Below are 22,577 nucleotides of genomic sequence, written 5' to 3'. Positions count from 1 at the left end.
CACCCTGCCCACGGCCCTCACCCGGCTGGTCGGCGTCCGGCATCCGGTCGTGCAGACCGGCATGGGCTGGGTGTCGGGTCCCCGACTGGTGGCCGCCTCGGCGGAGGCCGGTGCGCTGGGCATCCTCGGCTCGGCGACCATGACGACCGCGCGGCTGCGGGAGGCGGTCCGGGAGGTGCGCTCCCGTACGGACCGGCCGTTCGGGGTGAATCTGCGCGCCGACGCGAGGGACGCGGCGGAGCGCGTCGACGTCATCGTCGAGGAGGGGGTGAAGGTCGCCTCCTTCGCACTGGCCCCGTCGCCGGAGCTGATCGCCCGGCTCAAGGATGCGGGCGTCGTGGTGATCCCGTCGGTCGGGGCGCGGCGGCACGCGGAAAAGGTCGCGGCGTGGGGCGCGGACGCGGTCGTGGTGCAGGGCTCCGAGGGCGGCGGACACACCGGTCCGGTGGCCACCGGCGTGCTGCTGCCGCAGGTGGTCGACGCGGTCGACATCCCCGTGATCGCGGCGGGCGGCTTCCACGACGGGCGCGGTCTGGTCGCCGCGCTGGCCTACGGGGCGGCCGGCATCGCCATGGGCACCCGCTTCCTGCTGACCGCGGACAGCACGGTCCCCGGTCCGGTGAAGGCCGCCTACCTCGGCGCCGGCGTGCACGACGTCACCGTCACCACCAAGGTCGACGGCCTCCCCCACCGGGTGCTGCGCACCCCGTTCGTCACCACTCTCGAAGGGGCCGGCCGCGCGGGCACGCTCGTCCGGGCGCTGGTGCGGGCCGCCGCCTTCCGCCGGTTGTCCGGGCTGAGCTGGCAGAGGATGCTGCGCGACGGGCTGGCGCTGAAGCACGGCAAGGAGCTCGGCTGGGGCCAGGTGCTGCTGGCCGCGAACACGCCGATGCTGCTGCGGGCCGCAATGGTGGAGGGCCGCACGGACCTCGGGGTGATGCCGGCCGGGCAGGTCGCCGGGGTCATCGAGGACCTGCCGACCGTCGCCCAGCTCGTCGAGCGGATCCTGGCGGAGGCCCACGAGACTCTGCGAGGCTTGCCGCGGCCGTGAGACACGCGGCCGGAACGGAGGGGCGGCATGACAGGCCACGACATGACGGGGGACGGTACGCCGGACGGCGGCACGGCGGACGCCCGCTCGCTCTGGCGGCTGTTCGAACCGATCCACGCCGTCGTGTACTTCGCTCCGGAGGTGCCGGCCGCCTTCGAGGAGGCCGGGCTGCGCGGCTGGTGGCGCGGCTACTTCGCGGGGCGCGCGGCACCGCTCGGTCCCGTCGGCCCCGGGCCGGTCACGGCGTCCTTCTTCTCCTTCGCCCCGGCCACGGTGGCGCGCGCCCTGCCCTCGGTCTGGCGGCTCCTGCCGCCCGAACGGGCCCTGGATCTGAGGCGGTCGGGGACGAGGGCGGCGCTGCGGCGGCTGCTGGAAGGGCGGGAGAAGGAGGCCGGGCGGGCGGCCGGACTGCTGGCCCCGGTGCTGGACGGCCTGGATTGCGGCGGGCGCGTCCTGGCCGGCGCGAACGTGGATCTCGGTCTGCCGGACGACCCGCTGGACGCACTGTGGCAGGCGACGACGGTGCTGCGCGAGCACCGTGGGGACGGTCATGTGGCGGCCCTGGTCGCCGCGGGCCTGGACGGCTGCGAGACGCTCGTCCTGCGGACGGGCATCGACCTGCCGCGTAGCGAACTCCAGCCGTACCGGGGGTGGACGGACGAGGAGTGGGACGCCGCGGCCGCCCGGCTGACCGCGCGTGGACTGCTCGGTCCGGACGGCTCGGCGACGGTGGAAGGCCGCCGCGTCCATGCGGAGGCGGAACGCGTGACCGACCGGGCGGCGGCCCGGGCGTGGGAGGGTCTTGCCCTCGCCGCCCGCGAGGAACTCCGTTCCGTCCTGGCCCCGTTGGCCGCATCCTGCACTCCGGCGCTCCGCTTCCCGAACCCGATCGGGCTGCCGACACCGGCCTGATAATGCGGGGCGGGCCGGCAAGCAGCGGGGTGCCACCGGGACACGGCTGGTATTGCCCGGCAGGGTGAGAAGCGGTGGCAGGGCGGTGATACGCGGCCTCAAAGAGGTATAAGAGAGCGTTTAGCACTCATCCATCGATCGTGCATCGGCCACCGCGAGAGTCGTCGGGTCATCACTCACCCCACGACCGAAGGGCCAGCCATGCGCAAGAGATTCTCCCGCCGTCTCGCCGCCGTCGCCGCGACCACGGTGGTCGCCGCCGCCGGAGTGGTGGCGACCGGCGGAACGGCCTCAGCCGACCGGAACGCCGCCCAGGGCATCATCTGGAACGACGAGGTCCTCACCAGGGGTTCGGACCTCAGGAACGGCAACGCCCAGCTCGCGATGCAGGACGACGGCAACCTCGTCATCTACACCACCAGCGACGACTGGGCGCACCGGACGCCGGTCTGGCGTACCGGCACGGTGGGGTGCGGGGACCGCGCCGTGATGCAGTCCGACGGCAACTTCGTGGTGTACGGCCAGAACAACCGGGTGTGCTGGGCCAGCAACACCGCGCAGAACGAGATCGGCACAAACTACCCGGTGATGAAGCTCGGCCTGGGCCCCGACGGCACACTGAGGGTCTTCAGCGAGGCCCCGTACATCATTCAGGTCTGGTCGACCCGGTGACGCAGGAGCTCCGGTTCTCCCTCCTCGGCCCGGTGCGGGGCTGGAGCGGGGGCGTCGAGCTGGACCTGGGCAGACCGCAGCAGCGGGAAGTGCTCGCGGTCCTGATCGCCGCCGCCGGGCGGACGGTGGCGATGCCGCTGCTCGTCGACGGCGTGTGGGACGAGGGCGACCGTCCCGCCAGACCGGAGCATGCGATTCGTACCCACATCTGGCGGCTGCGCCGGGCTCTCGACGGGCCCGGCGCGCCGGTGCTGGAGACGGTCGGTGACGGCTATGCGCTGCGGGTCGCCGAACGGGCCGTGGACACCTGGTCGTTCGAGGGTGCCGTGGACACGGCCGAGGAGGTGCGGTCCGCTGACGGGGCGGACCGTGCCCGTGAGGTCCTCGACGCGGCCCTCGGGCTGTGGACCTCCGAGCCGCTGGCGGGCCTGCACGGGCCGGCCGCCAGGGTGTCGCGCGCCCGGCTGTGCGGGGTCCGGCAGGCGTTGCTGGAGGCCCGGCTGGAGCTCGACGCCGAGCTCGGCGACCGGCCGGGGCTGGCCGCGGAGGCCGGCGCCCTGGTACTGGAGTACCCCGCGAGTCAGCGGCTGCGCGGGGTGCAGATGCTGGCGCTGTACCGGTCGGGCCGCCAGGCCGAGGCGCTGGGGGTCTTCGAGGACACCCGGCGGTTCCTGGGAACGGTACGGCCCGGCAGGGCGTTAGGGGAGCTGCACCAGCGGATCCTGCGCTCGGACCCGTCCCTCAGGCTTCCCGAACCGGCCCACGGCATCCGGGCCACGGGGCCGCGCCCGGCCGCGCTGCCGCGCGACATCGACGACTTCACCGGGCGCGGGGAGCAGGTGGAGACGCTCGCCGGAATGCTGACCGGTGACGCGGCGACCGTAGTGGTCTCCGCGATCAACGGCATGGCCGGCGTCGGCAAGACCACGCTGGCGGTACACACCGCCCGCGGGCTCGGGGACAGATACCCGGACGGGCACCTGTACGTGGACCTGCGCGGCGCCGATCGCGACCCGGCCGACCCGCGGTCCGTCCTCGGCACGTTCCTGCGGGAGCTGGGGACCGACGCGAGCGGCGTCCCGGACGGTATGCCCGAACGCATCGCGCTCTACCGCTCGTCGCTGTCGGAGCGGCGGGTACTCCTGCTGCTCGACAACGCCGCATCGGACGAACAGGTGCGCCCGCTGATTCCGGGTGCGGCGGGCTGCGCGGTGCTGGTGACCAGCCGCGCATGGCTCACCGGGCTGGAGGGCGCGCGGCACATGCGGCTCGACGTGCTGCCGCCCGAGGAGGCGCTGGCGCTGCTGCGGCGGATCATCGGTGACCGCCGCGTCGACGCCGAGCCGCAGGCGGCGGCGGAACTGGCGGACGCCTGCGGGGCGCTGCCGCTGGCCCTGCGGATCGCCGCGTCCCGCCTGGCCGCGGAGCCCGGCCGGTCCCTGGCGGACATGGTCCGCCTGCTCAAGGACGAACGGATCCGCCTGGACGAGCTGCGCAGCGGGGACGCGGCGGTGGAGGCCGCCTTCGACCTGTCGTACGCCAAGCTCACCGGCGAACAGGCGCGGGCCTTCCGGCTGTCGGCGGTTCTGGAGGTGCCGGACTTCGGGCTGCCGTGCGTGGCGGCGCTGCTGGGCCGGGACTCGTGCGACCCAGAGGACACCGAGGAGCTGCTCGAGTCGCTCGTCGACCTGAGCCTGCTGGAGTCCCGCAGGCCGGGCCGGTACCACTTTCACGACCTGGTCCGGGCGTTCGCGCGGGCCCGGAGCGCCCGCGAGGACACCCCCGGGGAGACGACCCGGGCCTTCGCGGGGCTCCTGGACTTCTGCGTGGCCACCGCGCGCAACGCCGATGCGGTGGCGCACTCGGTGGAACCCGCGGAGCGTTCCCTCGTCGACGTGCCGATGATCTCGGCGGGCCTCGCGTTCGGCACCGCCCAGGACGCCACCGGCTGGATGCGGGAGGAAACCCCCGTGCAGCGCGCGTTGGTCGACCGCTCCTGCGAGGACGACGGCCTGTCGCTGATACAGGCGGCCGACCTCATGGACAAGCTGAACACCGTGCTGTCGGGGATCACGCACCTGTCCGCCGTGACCGAACGGGCCGAGCGGGTCGCCGGTGCCGCCGCGCGCCGCGGCAGCCCGGACGTCGAGGCCCTGGCCCGGTACGTACGGGGCAACGCCTTGTGGCACGCGAACTCCTACGCCGAGGCCGAGTCCGAACTCGCCCGCGCCCTGGAGCTGTGCGCCGGCGGATCCGCGCGGCTGCGGGCGTCGGCACACCTCACGTTGTGCGCGAACGCCCGCGTCCACGGCCACTTCGACGAGGCGGTCGGCCACGGCGAGGCCTCGGTGCGGCTCTTCCGCGAGCTCGGTGCGGAGATCTCGGAAGGCACCGCACTGGGTGAGCTGGCCTTCAACTACGCCCGCCAGGGCAGGCTTTCCGAGGCCCGGGCCGCGGCCGAGCGCGGTGCGGAGCTCGTCGGCGGCCGGGAATCGGTGTCGAAGGCCATCGGGCTGTACTACCTGGCCCGGGTCCTGCGCCTGTGCGGGGACGGGAAGGCCGCACTGAGCCGGGCCCGGGACGCGCTGGCCCTGTTCCGCGCCCTGGGCGTGACCGCCTTCGAGGCGGCCACGGGCACCCTGATGGCCGAGGTCCACGCGGAAGCGGGGCACTACACCCTCGCGGTGGGAACCGCCGAGGAGTTCATGCCGCTGGCCCGGCGGACCAGTGGCATGCTCGAGGGCGCTCTGCTCAGGGCGCTCGGGCGCAGTCTGTGTCATCTGGAACAGGGGGCGAGGGCGAGGGCCTGCCTGGAGGCCGCCCTCGACCTCTTCGACCGGCGCGGGGCCGTGGCCGATGCCGAACAGACCCGGACGCTGCTGGCGGGCCTCGCGTGAGGGTCAGTTCTTGTACTCGCCCCACAAGACCAGGGCGTTGTCGCCGCCACCGCCCTGGATGACGTTGCGGAAGGCGCCGTCCGTGCCGTTCGTGTCGTAGCCGTTGCTGCCGGCGAAGGGGTTGTCCCAGTGGAAGCGGATGGCGCGGCCGTTGCGCCAGCCCTCCTCGCAGTTCGACGTCGTGAAGGTGATGGAACCCTCGGTGCCGGTCATGAACCCATTGCTCTCCGACTGCCAGGAGACGTCCCCCGTGTTGTACACGACGGCCGGCGGCTCCTGGCTCCAGATGCCGTGGGCGAGGCCGTAGTCCGCCCGGGTCAGCGTGCAGCCGGTCCCGTTGTGGAACTGGACCTGGGTGCTCCGGGCCGCGAGGGCCCCGGCCGGGGCGGCCGAGGCGGTGCCGGTGGCGATGGCGCCGAGCCCGATCGCAGCGACGGCGGCCGCGGTCATCAGGCGGGGGGTGATGCGACGCATGAGGAACCTCATTCCTTTGCGGTTCCGCGGGTCTTTCCCGCGTTGCCGGGAACTCTGCGGCACCCCGTTCAACAACCGATTGACGGAGCTCGTTTATCCACCAAGGAATCACGGACTCGGTCACAGCCGTTCGATCACCGTCACGTTCGCCTGCCCGCCCCCTTCGCACATCGTCTGCAGCCCGTACCGCCCCGACGTCCGTTCCAGCTCGTGCAGCAGCGTCGTCATCAGCTTCGCGCCCGTCGCCCCCAGCGGATGCCCCAGGGCGATGGCGCCGCCGTTGGGGTTGACCTTCTCCGGGTCCGCCCCGGTCTCTTGCAGCCAGGCCAGGACGACCGGGGCGAAGGCCTCGTTGATCTCGACGACGTCGATGGCGTCCATGGTCAGCCCGGTCTTCTTCAGCGCGTACGCGGTGGCGGGGATGGGGGCCGTCAGCATGCGGATGGGGTCCTCGCCGCGTACGAACAGGTGGTGGATGCGGGCGCGCGGCCTCAGCGCGTGGTCGCGGACGGCCCGTTCGCTCGCGATCAGCAGGGCGGCGGCGCCGTCGGAGACCTGGGAGGAGACGGCCGCGGTCAGCCGTCCGCCCGGGACGACCGGCCGCAGGGCGGCCATCTTGGCCAAGGTGGTGTCCCGGCGCGGCCCCTCGTCCGCCGTCACGTCCCCGTAGGCGACGAGCTCCTTCCCGAAGCGGCCCTGGTCGGCGGCGCGTACGGCCCGCTGGTGCGAGCGGAGCGCGAACTCCTCCATCTGCTCGCGGGTGATGCCCCACTTGTCGGCGATCAGCTCGGCACCGTGGAATTGGTTGACGGGCAGGGTGCCGTAGCGCGCCTGCCAGCCGCGCGACCCGGCGAACGGGCCGTCGGTCAGGCCCAGCGGCTCCGTGGCGCGGGCTGCCGCGTAGGCGATGGGGATCTGCGACATGTTCTGGGTGCCGCCCGCGACGACCAGGTCCTGGGTGCCGGAGAGCACCGCCTGGGCCGCGAAGTGGACGGCCTGCTGGCCCGAACCGCACTGCCGGTCGACGGTGACGCCCGGCACCTCCTCGGGCAGCCCGGCGGCCAGCCAGCTGGTGCGGGCGATGTCCCCGGCCTGCGGCCCGACCGTGTCGAGGCAGCCGAAGACGACGTCCTCCACGGCGGCCGGGTCCACCCCCGTGCGCTCCATCAGCGCCTTGAGGACGTGCGCGCCGAGGTCGGCGGGGTGCACGGCGGCCAGGCCTCCGCCGCGCCGGCCCACGGGTGTCCGCACCGCTTCGACGATGAATGCCTCGGCCATGTCTGGCTCCTTGGGTGCTCCTTGGGTGCTACGGCTCCTGCGGTCGCACGGCGATGCCGTCCAGGACCATCGACAGGTACTGCCGGGCGATCTCCTCCGGGCTGTGCGCGCCGCCCGGCCGGTACCAGGACGCCGCGACCCACACCGTGTCCCGCACGAAGCGGTAGGCGAGCCGTACGTCGAGGTCGGCGCGGAAGGCGCCGTCGGCCACGCCCCGCTCCAGGGTGCCCAGCCACGCCTTCTCGAACTTCCGCTGGGAGGCGGCCAGATAGGCGAAGCGCGGCTGGTCGACCAGGTGCCGGGATTCCTTCTGGTAGATGGCGACGGCGGCGCGGTGCCGGTCGATCTCGCGGAAGGACTCGGTGACGAGCGCCTCGATGGTCTCGCGGGGGCCGAGCCCGGCGGCGAGCACCGCGTCGTAGCCCGCCCAGAGCTCGTCGAGGAAGGCGGAGAGGATCTCGTCCAGCATCGACTCCTTGGAGTCGAAGTGGTAGTAGAGGCTGCCCGCGAGGATTCCGGCCTCGTCGGCGATCCGGCGGACGGTGGTGGCGTTGTAGCCCTGCGCGGCGAAGACCTCGGCGGCGGTCGCGAGCAGTTCCCGGCGGCGCCCGTCCGCCGGGGTCTTGGTGGTCGTCTTCTTGCTGATCGGCACGGTCCCATTGTCGGTCACGCGCGCTGGCTGCTGACGGAGACGGTCTCGCCGGTCATGTACGAGGCGTAGCCGCTGGCCAGGAAGACGATGACGTTGGCGACCTCCCACGGCTCGGCGGGCCGTCCGAACGCCTCGCGGCCGGCCAGCTCCTCGAGCAGCGCGGGCGTGGTGACCTTCGCCAGGTGGGGGTGGGCGGCGAGGCTGGGCGAGACGGCGTTGACCCGGACCCCGTAGTGCGCGGCCTCCACGGCGGCGCAGCGGGTGAGCGCCATGACCCCGGCCTTGGCGGCGGCGTAGTGGGCCTGGCCGTGCTGGGCGCGCCAGCCCACGACGGAGGCGTTGTTGACAATCGCGCCGCCCTGTCCGCCCGCGCGCATCCGGCGCAGGGCGGCGCGGGTGCAGCGGAAGGTGCCGTAGAGGGTGGTGTTCACGACCTTCTCCCACTGCGCGTCGGTCATGTCCGCCAGTTCCGCGGTGCCGCCGAGGCCCGCGTTGTTGACGAGGACGTCGAGGCGGCCGTGCCGTTCCTCGGCGAGGTCGAGGAGGCGGTGGACGTGGGTCTCGTCGGTGACATCGCAGGTCGTTCCGGCGACGCGCCGGTCGCCGAACTCCTCGGCGAGCGCGGCGACGGAGACCGCGAGGCGGCGGGCGTGGAGGTCGCCCAGGACGACGTCCGCCCCCTCTTCGAGGAAGCGGCGGGCGGTGGCCCCGCCGATGCCCGTGCCGGCGGCGGCGGTGACGACGGCGGTGCGGCCGGCCAGCAGCGCGTGGCCCGGGACGTACGGGGGCGTGCGCGACTCCTCGACGCTCGTCATGGCCGTACGTTAACCTACCAAACACTTGTTAGGGAAGGATGGCCATGCCGACTGACCCTGTGGTGCGCTACGAACGGCTCGGTCCGGTGGCGACGGTCACCATGAACCGGCCCCGGTACCGCAACGCCCAGAATTCCTCCATGACATACGCGCTGGACGGCGCCTTCTACGAGGCCTCGGCCGACGACGGCGTCAAGGTGATCGTCCTGGCGGGGGCGGGCGAGCACTTCTCGGCCGGGCACGACATCGGCACCCCCGAGCGCGATGCCCACCTTGCGTGGGCGCGCCGCGCCGGGATGTGGTGGGACCACTCGGACAAGGCGGGTGCCGAGCAGCGCTACGCCCGCGAGTCCGAGGTCTACCTGGGCATGTGCCGCCGCTGGCGCGAGCTGCCGAAGCCGGTGATCGCTAGCATCCAAGGGGCCTGTGTGGCAGGCGGTTTGATGCTGGCCTGGGTATGCGACCTGATCGTGGCGAGCGAGGACGCGTTCTTCGCCGACCCGGTGGTACGGATGGGCATCCCCGGCGTCGAGTACTTCGCGCATCCGTGGGTGATGCCCCCGCGCGTGGCCAAGGAGCTGCTCTACACGGGCGACCGCATGAGCGCGCGCCGCGCCTACGAGGTGGGGATGGTCAACCGGGTGGTGCCCCGCGGTGAACTGACTGCCACAACGCGGGAGTTGGCCGAGCGCATCGCGCGCATGCCCCGGATGGGTCTTGCGCTCACCAAGCGGGCCGTCAACCAGGCCGAGGACCTCCAGGGCCTGCACAGCGGGCTGGACTCCGTCTTCGCCCTCCATCACCTGGCGCACGCGCACAACGCGGAGACGGCCGCCGATCCCCTCGGCGGCCTGGACGTGCGGGCGATGAAGGACGCCTGATGGACCTGGACTTCACACCCCAGGAGCAGGCCTTCCGGGCCGACGCCCGCGCCTGGCTGGCGGATCATGTGCCCTGCCGGCCCCTCACGTCGCTGGAGACCCGGCAGGGCTTCGCCGAGCACCGGGCGTGGGAGCGCACCCTGTGCGACGGCGGCTGGTCGGCGGTGTCGTGGCCGCGGGAGTACGGCGGCCGAGGTGCCTCACTGCTGGAGTGGCTGGTCTTCGAGGAGGAGTACTACGCGGCGGGCGCCCCCTTCCGCGTCAGCCAGAACGGCATCCACCTGCTCGCCCCCACGCTCCTGGAGCACGGCACCGAGGAGCAGCGCGCCCGGATCCTGCCCGCGATGGCGAGCGGCGAGACGGTGTGGGCGCAGGCCTGGTCCGAGCCGGAGGCGGGCTCGGACCTCGCCTCCTTGCGGTCGGCGGCGGTGCGGACCGAGGGCGGCTGGCTGCTCAGCGGGGTGAAGACCTGGTCCTCGCGAGCGGCGTTCGCCGACCGCGCCTTCGGCCTCTTCCGCAGCCATCCGGGCGCCGCCCGGCCGCACCAGGGGCTGACCTACGCCATGTTCCCGCTCGACGCCGACGGGGTGACGGTCCGCCCCATCGGCCGCCTCGACGGCAAGCCCGCCTTCGCGGAGCTGTTCCTGGACGGGGTGTTCGTGCCGGACGCGGACGTGATCGGCGAGCCGGGCCGGGGCTGGCAGACCGCCATGAGCACGGCCGGCAGCGAACGCGGTCTGACGCTGCGCAGTCCGGGCCGGCTCGCGGCCGCCGCCGGGCGGCTGGCGGCGCTGTGGCGCACGGCCGCGGACCCGGACGACACGGCGCTGCGGGACCGGGTGGCGGACGCGGTGATCCGCGCCCGTGCGTACCGGCTGTACGGCTATGCGCAGGCCTGTGCGGGGCGGCTCGCGGCGGGTGCCGAGGCCAGCCTGACCAAGGTGTTCTGGTCCGAACTGGACCTGGCCGTGCACGAGACCGCCCTGGACCTGCTCGGCCCGGACGGCGAACTCGCCGAGGGCGCCTGGCCGGACGGCTATGTCTTCGCCCTGGCAGGGCCGATCTATGCGGGCACGAACGAGATCCAGCGCGACATCATCGCGGAGCGGCTGCTCGGGCTGCCGAAGGGGCGGCGGGGATGAGGTTCCTGCCGGACGCCGAGCAGACCGCATTCGGCCGCAATCTGGACCGGATGTTCGCCGCCGCCGACACGCCCTCGGCGGTACGGGCCTGGGCCCGGGGCGAGCACGGCCCGGGACGGGAGCTGTGGGCGCGGGTTGCGGGCGCGGGCGTCTTCGGGCTCGCCGTGCCGGAGGCGCACGGCGGGTCGGGGCTGCTGCCGGTGGAACTGGGCGTCGCCTTCGTGGAGTTGGGGCGGCATGCGGCGCCGGGGCCGCTGGTCGAGACGGTGGCGGCGGCCGTGCTCCTGGGCCGGTTCGCCGGGGACGGGCTCGCGGGGGCGTGGCTGCCGCGCATCTGCACGGGGCAGGTGATGGCGAGTCTGGCCATGCCGTGCGGCGGGCCCTATGCGCTGGACGCGGATGCCGCCGACGCGGTGCTGGTGGTGTCCGGCGACCCGGCCGACGACCTGCACCTCGCCCGCGACTGCGACCCCGTGCAGGCCTCGCTCGACCCGGCGCGGCGACTGGCCCGGCCGCGCGACGGCGAACTCCTCGCGACCGGCCCGGGAGTGCGGGAGGCGGCCTGCTGCGCCGCTGACTGGGCGGCGTTCGCGACGGCCGCCCAGGCGCTGGGTGTGGGGCTCGCCCTGCTGGACCGTACGGTCGGCTACGCCCGGCAGCGGACCCAGTTCGGGGTGCCGATCGGCTCGTTCCAGGCGGTCAAGCACCGGCTGGCGGACGTGCTGATCGGCTTGGAGTTCGCCCGTCCACTGCTCCACGGGGCGGCCGTGGCCCTGGCGGGGCGGGCACCGGAGGCGTCGGCCGAAGTGGCCGCCGCGAAGGTGGCCGCCTGCGAGGCGGCGTACGCGGCGGCCCGCACCGCGCTGCAGGTGCACGGGGCCGTGGGCTACACCGCGGAGTACGACCTGTCGCTGTGGATCGGCAAGGCGAGGGCGCTGCGCGGCGCGTGGGGGACGCCGGCGGAGTGCCGCGCGAAAGTATTACACAAGTAAAACACCTGCTAATCTCCTTGGCATGGCGAAGCCCTGTCCCGTCCGCCCCCTGCCCCTGCGCGGCCTGCTGCGCCTGAACCGGCCCGCCGACATCTGGCCCAAGCCCGCGCTGAGCGCAGCCGCCGCCATGGCCGCCGCGGATGCGGTCCTGCTCACGCTGGACCGGCTCGACCTGGCGCTCTACACCGCGGCCGGGGCGCTGTGCGCGCTCTACGGGCACGACCGGCCGTACGCCGCCCGGGCCCGCACGGTGGCCTGGGTGGTGCTGGGCACGGTCGCCGGTGTCGGAGCCGCGCTGACGGCCGCGGCGCTGGTCTCCTCGGCCGTCGTGCTGGTGCTGCTCGCGTCGCTGGTCGCCGCGGCCCACAAGATGCTGTGCGATGCGGCCCGGGTGGGGCCGCCGGGCAACATCGTGCTGACCTTCGTGACCTCCACGGCCTTCTTCGTGCCGCAACGGGCGGCCGACGTCCCGGCCCACCTCGGCCTGGTGCTGGCCGCCGGAACGGCCGCGTGGCTGATCTGCATGGCCCCCGCGCTCGTACGGCCCGACGGCCCCGAACGGATCGCGACGGCACGGGCCCTGGAGGCAGCCGCCCGGCTGCCCGGTGCAGAACCGCACGCGACGGCCGCCGCCGTCGGGGCGGCCCGGCGGGCGCTGGCCTGCTCCCCCGCGCGGACGAGCACCCTTGCGCCCTTCGTGGCGCGCGCCGAGGCCGCGCTGTCGGCGGCGGGGAACGGCCCGGACGAGGCGGAACGGCTGCGGAGCTGGGCCCGCACCCTGCGCCGGGGCGGGCCGCTGCCGAAGGACGTACCCGCCGCACGCCCCGAACCCACCGCACCGAAGCCGGGCGGGGCCCGGACCGTCCTGGCCCGGCTGCGCCCCGGCTCCCCGCTGCTGCCCGTCGGTGCGCGCGTCGCCGTCGGCGCGGCCCTGGCCGGGTGGACGTCCCTGGCGCTCGGCAGCGCCCATCCATACTGGGCCGTCGTCACCGCCGCCTCGGTGTGCCAGGCCAACACCACGCTGTCCTGGCAGCGTGGGGTGCAGCGGGTGGTCGGCAATCTCGTGGGGCTGGCGGTCTTCACCGCACTGCTGCCCGTCGCCAGGACGGGCCAGATCGCGCTGGTGCTGACCGCCCTGGCGCTGCAGATCGGCGCCGAGGCGTCCATGGCCCGCAACTACTGGCTGGGCAGCGTCTGCGTCACGCCCATGGCGCTGCTGCTGGGCGAGTTCGGCGGCCCGCACCCGGCCGCGGGGCTGGCCGGCGACCGCTGGACCGACACCCTGGTGGGCGTGACGCTGAGCCTCGCCGTCTGCGTCCTGGTCACCAACCGGCGCGCGGCCGGTCGCGTCGAGACCGCGCTGCACCGCGCCCGCCTGGCCCGGGAGGCGGGCCACTCGCGGGAGCAGCTCACCGCCGCGCTCGTGGAGCTGCGGGAGGCCGCGGACGTCGCGGCCGGCGAGTGGTGGCAGCCCGCCCTGCCCGAGGACCGGGTGGCACAGGAGGAACGCGAGGGGCACCGGGCGCTGGCCGCCCTGGTCACGACGGCTTAGCACGGCACGGGAGTGCGGTGGGCCGCTGCGGCGGCGGTCACGGCAGAATTACCGGGAGACCGACTGGAGAGGACCGACACTGTGGCCGAGGACATCGTCGCGCGCGTGCTGCGCCAGTGGCAGCAGGTCCACCCCGGGCTGGACACCGCACCGATGGCCGTCATCGGCAGGCTCAACCGCTGCGCGGCGCTGCTCCAGCAGGCGACGGACGCCCCCTTGGTGCACGAAGGGCTGACGCGGGCCGAATTCGACATTCTGGGCACGCTGCGGCGTACGGGCCGGGAGCTGACGCCGGGGCAGATCGCCCGGGAGACGTTCGCGTCCGGGGCGGCGGTGACGAAGCGGCTGCGGGTGCTGGAGCAGCGGGGGCTGGTCGCGCGGCGGGCCGACGACCGGGACCGACGGGTGGCACACCTGTCCCTGACACAGCCGGGGCAGGAGCTGATCGACCGGCTGATCCCCCATCAGCTGGACTACGAGCAGGCGCTGCTGGAGGGGCTCGGCGAGGACCGCCAGGCGGAGCTCGCCGGGACGCTGGCGGAGTTGCTGGTGCTGCTGGAGGGACGACTGGGGGGTCTGCAGCCGTAGCCGGAGACCCCCAAGGCGGGTCGTACGAAGTGGCTACGCCCGGAAGGCCTCCGGCCGCTCCGGGGACGCCTCGGCGAGGGCCTTCACGACCGCGTCGACGCCCGCCCGGATCCCATAGACGGGCGTGTCGGGCTGCTGGCGCCAGGAGTCGTCGATGCCGCCCGCGTCGACGGTGTCGAAGCCCAGTTCGTCCATGAGGTCGCGGACCACCTTCTTGGCGGCCTCGTCGTCGCCGGCCACCGGGAAGGCGAGCCGCTCGGGGTGCCCCTTGGGGAGCGGTCTGTCGATGATGTCCTGGGCGAAGGTGCCGTTGAACGCCTTGATGACGCGGTGCCCGAGGTGCTGCTCGGTCCAGCGGCTCTCCGGCAGACCCTCCTCGATGGCGGCGATCCGGCCGTCCCGCTCCTTGGGGTAGTAGTTGCCGGTGTCAATGACCGCGACGCCCTCGGCGGCCTCGTCGAACAGCCCGGACGGCAGGTCCGGGACGGCCTTGAGCGGAATGGTGACCACCACGACCTCGGCGCCGCGCGCCGCCTCCGGCACGGTGACGGGGGTGGCGCCGGTCTCCTCGGCCAGCTCCGTCAGGGTGTGCGGGCCACGGGAGTTGGCGACGGAGACGTCGTGCCCGAGAGCGGTCAGCCGCCGGGTGAGGTTGCCGCCGATGTTGCCGGCGCCGATGATGCCGATCTTCATGGAGTCCTCCGGAGGTGTGGCGACGGGTGCGTCGCGTCTGGCCACAACCTCACCCGTACGGCATCTATTCCGTGCCGTACGGGGAGGTCAGGGCGACGTCGGCGCGGCCTGCGACACGGTCCCGGGCGCGACGTAGTTGTTGTCGCAGATCTGGTCGGTCATGGTCCGGCCCGCACCGGCCAGGTCGACCTTCACCTCGTCCGCGGGCAGGTTGCCGGGGACGGAGTTGTGGGCGGCCGTGCACACCAGCTGCCGGCGGGCGACCGGCGAGATGCGGGTGGGGTCCACCGGCATCTGGATGGTGACGCGGCCGTGGCTGGTGACGACGTCGACCCGGCTGTCCTTCTTCGGCAGCCTGGGCACCTCCGAGTACAACCCCCGCATCCGCTCGGCCTCGTTGGGCCCCTCCAGCAGCAGCGGGATCGCCTCCTCGGCGGTCACCTCGTCACCGGCCGGACGGGAGACGCCGAGGACGCCGCCGCCGGGGAAGCCGAAGTAGAGCCGGGCCTCCTTCACCGGCATGCCCGGCCGCTTGGCGCCCGTCGCGGGCTGCCCCACCTCGATGACCTCGGTCGACTCGATGCCGCACGCCGTCAGCGTCCCCGCGAACGCGCCGCACAGGGTGAGCGCGGCCAGGGCTCGTCGCGCCCTCATGCCTCCTCCCCTCCCCGGCGCAGCGGCAGGTCGAGGGTGAACACCGCTCCCCCGTCGGGCCCGTTGGCGGCGCGTACGGTGCCGTCGTGCAGCCGGGCGTTCTCCATGGTGATGGCGAGGCCGAGGCCGCTGCCCTCGGAGCGGACCCGGGCGGCGTCCGCCTTGAAGAACCGCTCGAAGACGTGGGGCAGCACCTCGGGGTCGATGCCCTCGCCCCGGTCGGCCACCTCGATCAGCAGCCGTCGGCCGTCGGCGGCGCCCTCGACCCGGACGGTCACGCCGACCGGCTCGCCGCCGTGCCGCAGGGCGTTGCCGACGAGGTTGGCGACCACCACGTCGATGCGGCGCGGGTCGAGCCTGGCCCGTACGCCCTCGGGCAGGTCGGCGGCGACCTTGTCCTGCCAGCCGCGGGCCTGCAGGGTCTTGCGGACGGTCTCGGCGACGTCGACCTCGTCCAGGTGCAGGGCGGCGGCTCCGGCGTCGAAGCGGGATATCTCCATCAGGTCCTCGACCATGCGGGCCAGCTTTCCGGTCTCCTCGCTGATGAGGCGGACCGCGTGGGCGGTGTCGGGGTCGAGCATGGCGGCGTCCTCGTCCAGGACGTCGACGACCGCCGTCATCGCGGCGAGCGGGGTGCGCAGTTCGTGCGAGACGTCGGCGGCGAAGCGGCGGGAGTTGGACTCCATGCGGCGCAGCTCGGCGACGTTCTCCTCCAGCGCCTCCGCCATGTCGTTGAAGGTCCTCGACAGGTCGGCGAGCTCGTCGCGCCCGGTCACCTTCAGCCGGGTGTCCAGCTCCCCGGCGGTGATCTTCTGGGTGGCGCGCCGCAGTTCGCGTACGGGCCGCAGCACGCCGCGGGCGGCGAAGAGGGCCGGGACCAGGGCCAGCGCCATGGCGGGCAGGGCGCCGCTCTGCGCGGCCTCGACCAGGGCGCTGACGTTGGCCTTGTCCTCGCGCAGCCGCACCTCGGCGTAGACCTCCAGGCCCGACATCTCGCCGGCGCCGTCGCTGTAGGCCACGGGCAGGCCGATGACGAGCAGGGGTTCGCCGTCGACCTCGATGCGCTGGAAGGCGGCTATGCCGGCGCGGACCTTCTTCTGCACGCCTTCCGGTATGCCCTTGTCGCCCCGGCGGCCGCCGGGCACGACGGGGCCGTCCTTGTAGCGGGTGTGGATGGTCCAGTGCTCGGCGGCCTGCCCGGAGCGCTCCAGTTCCTGGGTGAACTTCACCAGATCGACGGTGCGCGGCGGGAAGCGGAGGTCGGGCACCTGCGAGTTGACCTGGGCGCGCAGGGCCTGGACGGCCGTGTCCTGGGTGCGCTTGAGGATGGCGGTACGGGCCTCGCGGAAGGTGAGCGCGGCCGTGGTGAGCGCGCTGAGCGCGGCGACCAGCAGGAACGCGACGACCAGCCGGGCGCGCAGGCCCCGGGCCAGGGTGCCCAGGGCAGGGCGGCGCGGCACAGGTGGTTTCACAGGTGGCCGGCCGCTCTCACACGGGTCCGAAGCGGTAGCCGAAGCCCCGCACGGTCTGGATGTACCTCGGGGAGCGCGAGGAGTCCTCGACCTTGGTGCGCAGCCGCATCACGCAGGCGTCGACCAGCCGGGCGTCGCCGTGGTAGCTGTGCTCCCAGACGTGTTCGAGGAGCTGCTGGCGGCTGAAGACGCGGCCCGGGGTGGCCGAGAGGTACAGCAGCAGCTTCATCTCGGAGGGGGCGAGCGCCAGGTCCTGGCCGTTCTTGGAGACGAGCAGGCCCGCGCGGTCGATGGTGAGGTCGCCGTGCACCTCGGCGGCCGCGCGTTCCGCCGCGGGGTCGGGGCCGCCGCCGTCGACGGGGGCGGCGCGGCGCAGGACGGCCCGGATCCGGGCTTCGAGGACCTCGCCGCGGGCGGGCTTGACGATGTAGTCGTCGGCTCCCGCCTCCAGACCGAGGACGACGTCGATGTCGTCGCCGCGGGCGGTGAGCATGATGATCGGGATCTGCTGGGTGGCGCGGATGCGGCGGCAGACCTCGAAGCCGCTCTTGTCGGGCAGCATCAGGTCGAGCAGCACCAGGTCCGGGCGGAAGGCGTCCAGGGCGGTGAGCCCGGCCTCGCCGGTGGCCGCGGCCTCGACCTCGTGGCCGCGGCGGCGCAGGGTGAGGGTGACCCCTTCCCTGACGGCCCGGTCGTCCTCGATCAGAAGCACGCGTGACATGCGGACAGTATCGGTCGTCTCATTGCACAAGCGGGCATCAGGGTCCGCTGACTGCCGGAACTGTCACGGACTCCTCATATTCCGGAGGCATATTCCGAGGCTCCGGGGCGCCGGGCAGCCGGCCCGCTCAGCCCTCGATGTGCCGCAGCAGCAGCGCGCGGAAGCTCTGGTCGAACACCTCGTAGCGGCGGCGCAGCCGGTCGCCGGGCCAGTCGTCGGGGAGCAGCGCGGAGGGCAGGACCGGGTCGGCCAGCAGGTGCCGCAGCACGGCCGCGGAGACCGTGAACCGCTCGGGCAGCCGGTCGGGGCCCTCCGGCAGCTCCGCCAGGGCCGCTTCCAGGGCGCGGGCCCGCCGGGCCCAGCCGTCCAGGTCCCACAGCGCGGCCGCCAGCGCCGCCGGATCGCCTTCCGGCGCGGCGCCCGCGAGCAGCGTGCACTGCCCGTCCACCACCGGCGGCCGCTCCCGGAGCAGGTTGGCCGGTCGCAGCCAGCACCCCTCGCGCAGCTCGGCCAGGCGCAGCGCGGCCATCGCCGACCGGAGGGCCGCGCGGTCGGGGGCCGGGCGGCGTTCGGAGGTGACGACGGCGATCTCCCAGGTGCCGTCCCAGGGGCGGGTGCGCGGGGCGCGGCTGTCGTCCTGCCGGGCCTGGCGGGCCAGCAGGCGGTCGGTGAGCCGGTAGGTGCCGTCGCGCTGCTCGAGGTCACCGGCGGCGGTCATCCGGGTCAGGGCGGTGCGCACGGTGCCCTCGGCGGTGCCGAAGAGCTCGCCGACCCGTACGAGCGCCCGCGCCGGGAGCGCGGCCGGGTGGTGGCCGAGAAGGGTGGAGAGCACCACCGAGCGCGCGGTCAGCGGCCGCAGGGCGAGGGAGGCGGTGGCGGATTCGTTCATGGCGGCCGGAACCCCGATCCTTTCGAAACCCTGGTCATTACACTCTCGGATCACGCATCATAAAACTGTAATACCTCTCGCTTGGTCCCCCTCACCGCCCGGAGGTCGCCGTGAGCGCCACCCACGAAGTGTTCAACCAGGCCCCGCCGCTGACCGGCTTCTCCACCGCCGACGACCCCGCGCTGCTGGAGGCGCTGCACCGCGACGGCGGCGGCTGGGGCGAGGCGGAGGTCCGGGCGCTGGGCGAGCGGGCCGGTTCCCAGGAGGTGCAGGACTGGGCCCGGATGGCCGAGGCGACCCCGCCCGTCCTGCGCACCCACGACCGCTACGGCCACCGCATCGACGAGGTCGACTTCCACCCCGCCTGGCACCACCTGATGGCCGCCGCGGTGGAGAGCGGCCAGCACGCCGCGCCCTGGGCCGAGGCGCGCCCCGGCGGCCATCTGGTGCGGGCCGCGAAGTTCTATGTGTGGGCCCAGGCCGAGCCCGGCCACGGCTGTCCGATCTCGATGACCTACGCCGCCGTGCCCGCCCTGCGCGCCCAGCCCGAGCTGGCCGCCCACTACGAACCGCTGCTCGCGTCCCGGACGTACGACTACGGGCTGCGGCCGCCGCTCGGCAAGCGGGGCCTGATCGCCGGCATGTCGATGACGGAGAAGCAGGGCGGCTCGGACGTCCGGGCCAACACGACGACGGCCGTGCCCGCGGGCGACGGCACCTACGTCCTCACCGGGCACAAGTGGTTCACCTCGGCCCCCATGAGCGACGTCTTCCTGGTGCTGGCCCAGACGGATGCCGGGCTCACCTGCTTCCTGATGCCGCGCGTACTGCCGGACGGCACCCGCAACGCCATGCGGCTGCAGCGGCTGAAGGACAAGCTCGGCAACCGCTCCAACGCCTCGGCCGAGATCGAGTACGAGCAGGCCGTGGCCTGGCCGGTGGGAGAGCCGGGGCGCGGGGTGCGCACCATCGTCGAGATGGTCAACATGACCCGTCTCGACTGCGTCGTCGGCTCGGCCGCCGGCATGCGGGCCGGGCTGCGCCAGGCCCTGCACCACGCCCGGCACCGGCGGGCGTTCGGCGCCGAACTGGCCGGCCAGCCGCTGATGCGCAACGTGCTGGCCGACCTCGCCGTGGAGTCGGAGGCGGCGACGGTACTGGCCATGCGGCTGGCCGCGGCGCTGGACCGGTCGGAGGCGGGCGACGCGCAGGAGGCGGCGCTGCGGCGGATCGGCCTGGCCGCGGGCAAGTACTGGGTGTGCAAGCGCGGCAGCGCGCACGCCGCCGAGGCCCTGGAGTGCCTGGGCGGCAACGGCTACGTCGAGGAGTCCGGCATGCCCCGGATCTACCGCGAGGCCCCGCTGCTGTCCATCTGGGAGGGCTCGGGCAATGTGGCGGCGCTGGACGTGCTGCGGGCCCTGACCCGCGAACCGGCCGCCCTGGACGCGTACTTCGCGGAGATCGGCGAGGCCGCCGGGGCAGATGCCCGGCTGGACGCCGCGGCCGGGCGGCTGCGCAAGCTGCTGGGCTCGCTCGACGACCCCTACCGCGCCCAGCTCCTCGCCCGCCGCCTCGCCGAACAGCTCACCCTCGTCCTCCAGGGCTCCCTCCTCGTCCGCCACTCCCCGCCGGCCGTCGCCGACGCCTTCTGCGCCTCCCGCCTCGGCGGTGACTGGGGACGGGCCTTCGGCACCCTGCCCCCGGACACGGACCTGGCGCCGGTCCTCGACCGGGCGCTGCCCAAGGACACGCCGTGACCGTCCGCACCGAACGGCAGGGACCCGTCACCACCGTGGTGCTCTCCCGGCCGGAGGCGCGCAACGCCGTGGACGGGCCGACCGCCCGGGAACTGGCCGCGGCCTTCCGGGCGTTCGAGGCGGACGAGGCCGCCCGGGTGGCGGTGCTGTGGGGCGAGGGCGGCACGTTCTGCGCGGGCGCCGACCTCAAGGCCATGGGCACCGCGCGCGGCAACCGGGTCGCCTCCGACGGGGACGGGCCGATGGGCCCCACCCGGCTGCGGCTGTCGAAGCCGGTGATCGCGGCGGTGAGCGGCCACGCGGTGGCGGGCGGGCTGGAGCTGGCGCTCTGGTGCGACCTGAGGGTGGCCGAAGAGGACGCCGTCTTCGGGGTGTTCTGCCGCCGCTGGGGCGTGCCGCTGATCGACGGCGGCACCGTCCGGCTGCCCCGCCTGATCGGCACGAGCCGGGCCATGGACATGATCCTGACCGGCCGCCCCGTGCCGGCCCGGGAGGCCTACGAGATGGGGCTCGCCAACCGGCTGGTCCCGACGGGGCGGGCCCGGGCGGCGGCCGAGCGGCTGGCGGCGGAGATCGCCCGCTTCCCGCAGACCTGCCTGCGCGGGGACCACGCCTCGCTGCTGGACCAGGAAGGCCTGACCGAGGGCCGGGCCATGGACCGTGAATTCGCCTGCGGCACCGCTTCGTTGGCCGAGGCGGCCGATGGCGCGGCCCGCTTCGCCGCGGGGGCGGGCAGACACGGGGACTTCACCGGCCCGTAAGCCCGCCCTCCCCGGCCCATGTCCCGAATTCATCCCATCGGAGGAATTCGGCCGATGAACCGGGCGCGGTGCCTCGGCGGCCCGCAATGATCTCCGCGTGAGCGGATGGCGGCGGGTGGGGCGTGCGGGGTGCGTGGCGGTGGCGGCCGTGCTGGCGACGGCAGGGGCAGGGCCCGCCCCCGATGACGACGCCACCGTCGAAGCACCCCCCACCGCCACCCGGTCCGGCCCGCTCCGCGTCTTCCGGACCGACGGCGCCGTCGTCGCCCGCTCCGGCGAATCGCTCGCGGCCCGCGCCGGGACGCGACCGGACGGCCCCTCCCCCACGGCGGGCCCGCCGCCCGCGGCCGTCTTCGTCCACCGCGGCCCGCACTGCCTGATCGCCCGCACTCAAGACGTCACGGTCATCGCCGAGTTCGCCCGCTGTCCGGCGCCCGCGCCGCCCGCGGAGCAGCCGTCTCCCACGCCCCCGGCACCACCGGCCGAGAAGCCCGCACGGCCCGAGAAGCCGGCCCCCCGGCCCACGCCGCCTCCCGCACCATCCGCCGCACCGGCCCCGGCCGCGCTCCGCCGGCCGTCACCGCCCCTGCCGCCCCTGCCGCACCAGCTGCCCGCGCCACGCCCCCTTGCCGCCGGACATGCCCCGCGCATCCCCCTGCGCGCCTACCACCCGGTGGCCACCAAGCCGTCGCACGGCGGCACTTCGCTCGTCACCATGACCCTGCTGCTCGTCGCCCCGGCCGTGCTCGCCGCCGCCTCGCCGCGCCCGGGCGGCGGCCGCAGCCGCTGACCCGCACCCGCGACCCACCTGGAGGTTTCCCTTGGACGAGTGGCTCGTACTGCTCATCACGATGGCCGCGGCCATCGCCGTCGTCCTCACCATCACCGTGTTCCGGGGGCGCAGGCACCAAGACCCCTCCGAAACCCCGGACGTCATCGAGTACATGACGATGATGGTCGGAGTGGTCTACGCCATCGTGCTGGGCCTGGCCATCGCCGGTGTCTGGGAGGCGCGCAACACCGCGCAGGACACCGTGCGCGCCGAGGTCCAGGCGCTGCACGAGATCTCCGAGCGGGTGCAGGTCTACGCACCGGCCGTCCGCGACCAGACGCGCAAGGACGTCGACGCCTACGCGAGTTACGTGGTCCACAAGGAGTGGCCGGTGATGCTCAACGATCAGAAGCTCACCGACGAGGGGGAGCGGCTGCTCGAGAAGGTCCGCGCGGACGTGACCTCCTACCAGCCGCGCAACGACCACGAGGCCCAGTCCTACCAGCCGCTGCTGGACCAGGTGGGCGCGGCGGACGCGGCACGGGGCGCGCGGGCGGGCGACTCTGACGACACCATGCCGGGAGTCGTGTGGTTCGGGCTGATCGCCGGGGCATTGGTGGCGGTGGGGCTGATCTTCGCCCTGCAGATCAGGCGGTCGCCGCGGGAGTTGCTGCTGGCGGGCCTGTACAGCGCACTGATCGCCTTCCTCCTCTTCCTCATCTGGGACTTCAACGCGCCCTTCGGGCACGAAATCGCCGACTCCTCCGGCCCGTTCACCGACATGTTTCCCGTCTGACCGGCAGGCACAGCGAGCCCCGCGGCCCCCCTCCGGCACGTCCGGCACAGGGGGACGGCGGGGCTCCGGCCTGCGGTCACACGCGATGCGGTCAGGTGCGCGACGGCCAGGTGAACGACCGTACGTTCCCCTCTGGCGGGGGCGCCGAGAGATCGA

21 protein-coding genes and 1 pseudogene are annotated in these 22,577 nt (G+C 74.1%); 13 read left to right on the top strand and 9 right to left on the bottom strand.

What is annotated here, in order from left to right:
* Positions 1-4: 4 nt before the first annotated feature.
* The 4 genes from FHS39_RS11190 (at position 5) to FHS39_RS11175 (ending at position 5,532) form a co-directional block, all read left to right on the top strand.
* Complete coding sequence (locus FHS39_RS11190; protein ID WP_184349665.1) at positions 5-1,051, top strand: NAD(P)H-dependent flavin oxidoreductase; 1,047 nt, start codon at positions 5-7, stop codon at positions 1,049-1,051.
* 42 nt (positions 1,052-1,093) lie between these two features.
* Positions 1,094-1,963: an SCO6745 family protein gene (locus tag FHS39_RS11185; protein ID WP_184349664.1), complete on the top strand. Its 870-nt coding sequence runs from the start codon at positions 1,094-1,096 to the stop codon at positions 1,961-1,963.
* Between the two features lie 201 nt (positions 1,964-2,164).
* Entirely contained in the window at positions 2,165-2,635 is a 471-nt protein-coding gene (locus FHS39_RS11180; protein ID WP_184349114.1) for a hypothetical protein, read from the top strand.
* Complete coding sequence (locus tag FHS39_RS11175; RefSeq protein ID WP_184349112.1) at positions 2,632-5,532, top strand: BTAD domain-containing putative transcriptional regulator; 2,901 nt, start codon at positions 2,632-2,634, stop codon at positions 5,530-5,532. Before FHS39_RS11180 ends, FHS39_RS11175 begins: the two co-directional genes overlap by 4 nt.
* Positions 5,533-5,535: 3 nt before the next feature.
* On the opposite strand, the gene FHS39_RS11170 is transcribed toward FHS39_RS11175, so the two are convergent.
* From FHS39_RS11170 to FHS39_RS11155, 4 genes are all read right to left on the bottom strand, one after another.
* Complete coding sequence (locus tag FHS39_RS11170) at positions 5,536-6,006, bottom strand: aegerolysin family protein (RefSeq protein ID WP_184349110.1); 471 nt, start codon at positions 6,004-6,006, stop codon at positions 5,536-5,538.
* Between the two features lie 120 nt (positions 6,007-6,126).
* Positions 6,127-7,284 (bottom strand): acetyl-CoA C-acetyltransferase, encoded by a 1,158-nt coding sequence (locus FHS39_RS11165; protein WP_184349108.1) that lies wholly within the window; start codon positions 7,282-7,284, stop codon positions 6,127-6,129.
* Positions 7,285-7,312: 28 nt separating this feature from the next.
* Entirely contained in the window at positions 7,313-7,936 is a 624-nt protein-coding gene (locus FHS39_RS11160) for a TetR-type transcription factor C-terminal domain-containing protein (RefSeq protein ID WP_184349106.1), read from the bottom strand.
* A 14-nt stretch (positions 7,937-7,950) separates the two neighbouring features.
* Positions 7,951-8,751, bottom strand: coding sequence for an SDR family oxidoreductase (locus FHS39_RS11155; RefSeq protein WP_184349104.1), 801 nt, complete (start codon positions 8,749-8,751; stop codon positions 7,951-7,953).
* Positions 8,752-8,795: 44 nt separating this feature from the next.
* On the opposite strand from FHS39_RS11155, the gene FHS39_RS11150 reads away from it, so the two are divergent.
* The 5 genes from FHS39_RS11150 to FHS39_RS11130 all read left to right on the top strand — a co-directional run bounded on the left by FHS39_RS11150 (position 8,796) and on the right by FHS39_RS11130 (position 13,906).
* Positions 8,796-9,632 (top strand): enoyl-CoA hydratase, encoded by an 837-nt coding sequence (locus FHS39_RS11150; protein ID WP_184349102.1) that lies wholly within the window; start codon positions 8,796-8,798, stop codon positions 9,630-9,632.
* Positions 9,632-10,774 carry an acyl-CoA dehydrogenase family protein gene (locus FHS39_RS11145; RefSeq protein WP_184349100.1) on the top strand — a complete coding sequence of 381 codons (1,143 nt, stop codon included), beginning with the start codon at positions 9,632-9,634 and terminating at the stop codon, positions 10,772-10,774. Before FHS39_RS11150 ends, FHS39_RS11145 begins: the two co-directional genes overlap by 1 nt.
* Positions 10,771-11,766, top strand: a complete 996-nt coding sequence (locus tag FHS39_RS11140) for an acyl-CoA dehydrogenase family protein (protein WP_184349098.1) — start codon at positions 10,771-10,773, stop codon at positions 11,764-11,766. Before FHS39_RS11145 ends, FHS39_RS11140 begins: the two co-directional genes overlap by 4 nt.
* A 22-nt stretch (positions 11,767-11,788) precedes the next feature.
* Positions 11,789-13,318 carry an FUSC family protein gene (locus FHS39_RS11135; RefSeq protein ID WP_184349096.1) on the top strand — a complete coding sequence of 510 codons (1,530 nt, stop codon included), beginning with the start codon at positions 11,789-11,791 and terminating at the stop codon, positions 13,316-13,318.
* An 81-nt stretch (positions 13,319-13,399) separates the two neighbouring features.
* The gene (locus FHS39_RS11130; RefSeq protein ID WP_184349094.1) at positions 13,400-13,906 is read left to right on the top strand and encodes a MarR family transcriptional regulator; all 507 of its coding nucleotides are present in this window, start codon (positions 13,400-13,402) and stop codon (positions 13,904-13,906) included.
* Between the two features lie 33 nt (positions 13,907-13,939).
* Here FHS39_RS11130 and FHS39_RS11125 read toward each other — a convergent pair.
* The 5 genes and pseudogenes from FHS39_RS11125 to FHS39_RS11105 all read right to left on the bottom strand — a co-directional run.
* Positions 13,940-14,656, bottom strand: a pseudogene (locus tag FHS39_RS11125) (NADPH-dependent F420 reductase); the annotation flags it as partial.
* A 30-nt stretch (positions 14,657-14,686) separates the two neighbouring features.
* Positions 14,687-15,253: a hypothetical protein gene (locus FHS39_RS11120; RefSeq protein ID WP_184349090.1), complete on the bottom strand. Its 567-nt coding sequence runs from the start codon at positions 15,251-15,253 to the stop codon at positions 14,687-14,689.
* Positions 15,250-16,713, bottom strand: coding sequence for an ATP-binding protein (locus FHS39_RS11115; RefSeq protein WP_184349088.1), 1,464 nt, complete (start codon positions 16,711-16,713; stop codon positions 15,250-15,252). Before FHS39_RS11115 ends, FHS39_RS11120 begins: the two co-directional genes overlap by 4 nt.
* Before the next feature lie 28 nt (positions 16,714-16,741).
* Positions 16,742-17,446 (bottom strand): response regulator transcription factor, encoded by a 705-nt coding sequence (locus tag FHS39_RS11110; protein ID WP_184349086.1) that lies wholly within the window; start codon positions 17,444-17,446, stop codon positions 16,742-16,744.
* A gap of 127 nt (positions 17,447-17,573) precedes the next feature.
* Positions 17,574-18,335 (bottom strand): PaaX family transcriptional regulator C-terminal domain-containing protein, encoded by a 762-nt coding sequence (locus FHS39_RS11105; RefSeq protein ID WP_184349084.1) that lies wholly within the window; start codon positions 18,333-18,335, stop codon positions 17,574-17,576.
* Between the two features lie 110 nt (positions 18,336-18,445).
* Between FHS39_RS11105 and FHS39_RS11100 the strand changes: the two genes are divergently transcribed.
* The 4 genes from FHS39_RS11100 (at position 18,446) to FHS39_RS11085 (ending at position 22,421) form a co-directional block, all read left to right on the top strand.
* Positions 18,446-20,092 (top strand): acyl-CoA dehydrogenase family protein, encoded by a 1,647-nt coding sequence (locus tag FHS39_RS11100; RefSeq protein ID WP_184349082.1) that lies wholly within the window; start codon positions 18,446-18,448, stop codon positions 20,090-20,092.
* Entirely contained in the window at positions 20,089-20,853 is a 765-nt protein-coding gene (locus tag FHS39_RS11095; RefSeq protein WP_184349080.1) for a crotonase/enoyl-CoA hydratase family protein, read from the top strand. The genes FHS39_RS11100 and FHS39_RS11095 overlap by 4 nt, the downstream gene beginning before the upstream one ends.
* Positions 20,854-20,950: 97 nt before the next feature.
* Positions 20,951-21,643 (top strand): hypothetical protein, encoded by a 693-nt coding sequence (locus FHS39_RS11090; protein ID WP_184349078.1) that lies wholly within the window; start codon positions 20,951-20,953, stop codon positions 21,641-21,643.
* Positions 21,644-21,674: 31 nt separating this feature from the next.
* On the top strand, positions 21,675-22,421 hold the full coding sequence (locus FHS39_RS11085; protein WP_184349076.1) for a bestrophin-like domain: 747 nt from the start codon (positions 21,675-21,677) through the stop codon (positions 22,419-22,421).
* Positions 22,422-22,577: the final 156 nt, after the last annotated feature.

This window comes from Streptomyces olivoverticillatus, assembly GCF_014203555.1.
GTDB classification, from domain to species: Bacteria; Actinomycetota; Actinomycetes; order Streptomycetales; family Streptomycetaceae; genus Streptomyces; species Streptomyces olivoverticillatus.
Note: the sequence above shows the minus strand (reverse complement) of the source record. Positions and strands in the feature narration are given on the sequence as shown.

Coding starts and splice junctions, on each gene's coding strand:
- FHS39_RS11120 (WP_184349090.1), bottom strand. CDS start 15,253: ATGAGGGCGCGACGAGCCCTGGCCGCGCTCACCCTGTGCGGCGCGTTC.
- FHS39_RS11145 (WP_184349100.1), top strand. CDS start 9,632: ATGGACCTGGACTTCACACCCCAGGAGCAGGCCTTCCGGGCCGACGCC.
- FHS39_RS11170 (WP_184349110.1), bottom strand. CDS start 6,006: ATGCGTCGCATCACCCCCCGCCTGATGACCGCGGCCGCCGTCGCTGCG.
- FHS39_RS11155 (WP_184349104.1), bottom strand. CDS start 8,751: ATGACGAGCGTCGAGGAGTCGCGCACGCCCCCGTACGTCCCGGGCCAC.
- FHS39_RS11105 (WP_184349084.1), bottom strand. CDS start 18,335: ATGAACGAATCCGCCACCGCCTCCCTCGCCCTGCGGCCGCTGACCGCG.
- FHS39_RS11180 (WP_184349114.1), top strand. CDS start 2,165: ATGCGCAAGAGATTCTCCCGCCGTCTCGCCGCCGTCGCCGCGACCACG.
- FHS39_RS11150 (WP_184349102.1), top strand. CDS start 8,796: ATGCCGACTGACCCTGTGGTGCGCTACGAACGGCTCGGTCCGGTGGCG.
- FHS39_RS11140 (WP_184349098.1), top strand. CDS start 10,771: ATGAGGTTCCTGCCGGACGCCGAGCAGACCGCATTCGGCCGCAATCTG.
- FHS39_RS11135 (WP_184349096.1), top strand. CDS start 11,789: ATGGCGAAGCCCTGTCCCGTCCGCCCCCTGCCCCTGCGCGGCCTGCTG.
- FHS39_RS11165 (WP_184349108.1), bottom strand. CDS start 7,284: ATGGCCGAGGCATTCATCGTCGAAGCGGTGCGGACACCCGTGGGCCGG.
- FHS39_RS11110 (WP_184349086.1), bottom strand. CDS start 17,446: ATGTCACGCGTGCTTCTGATCGAGGACGACCGGGCCGTCAGGGAAGGG.
- FHS39_RS11185 (WP_184349664.1), top strand. CDS start 1,094: ATGACGGGGGACGGTACGCCGGACGGCGGCACGGCGGACGCCCGCTCG.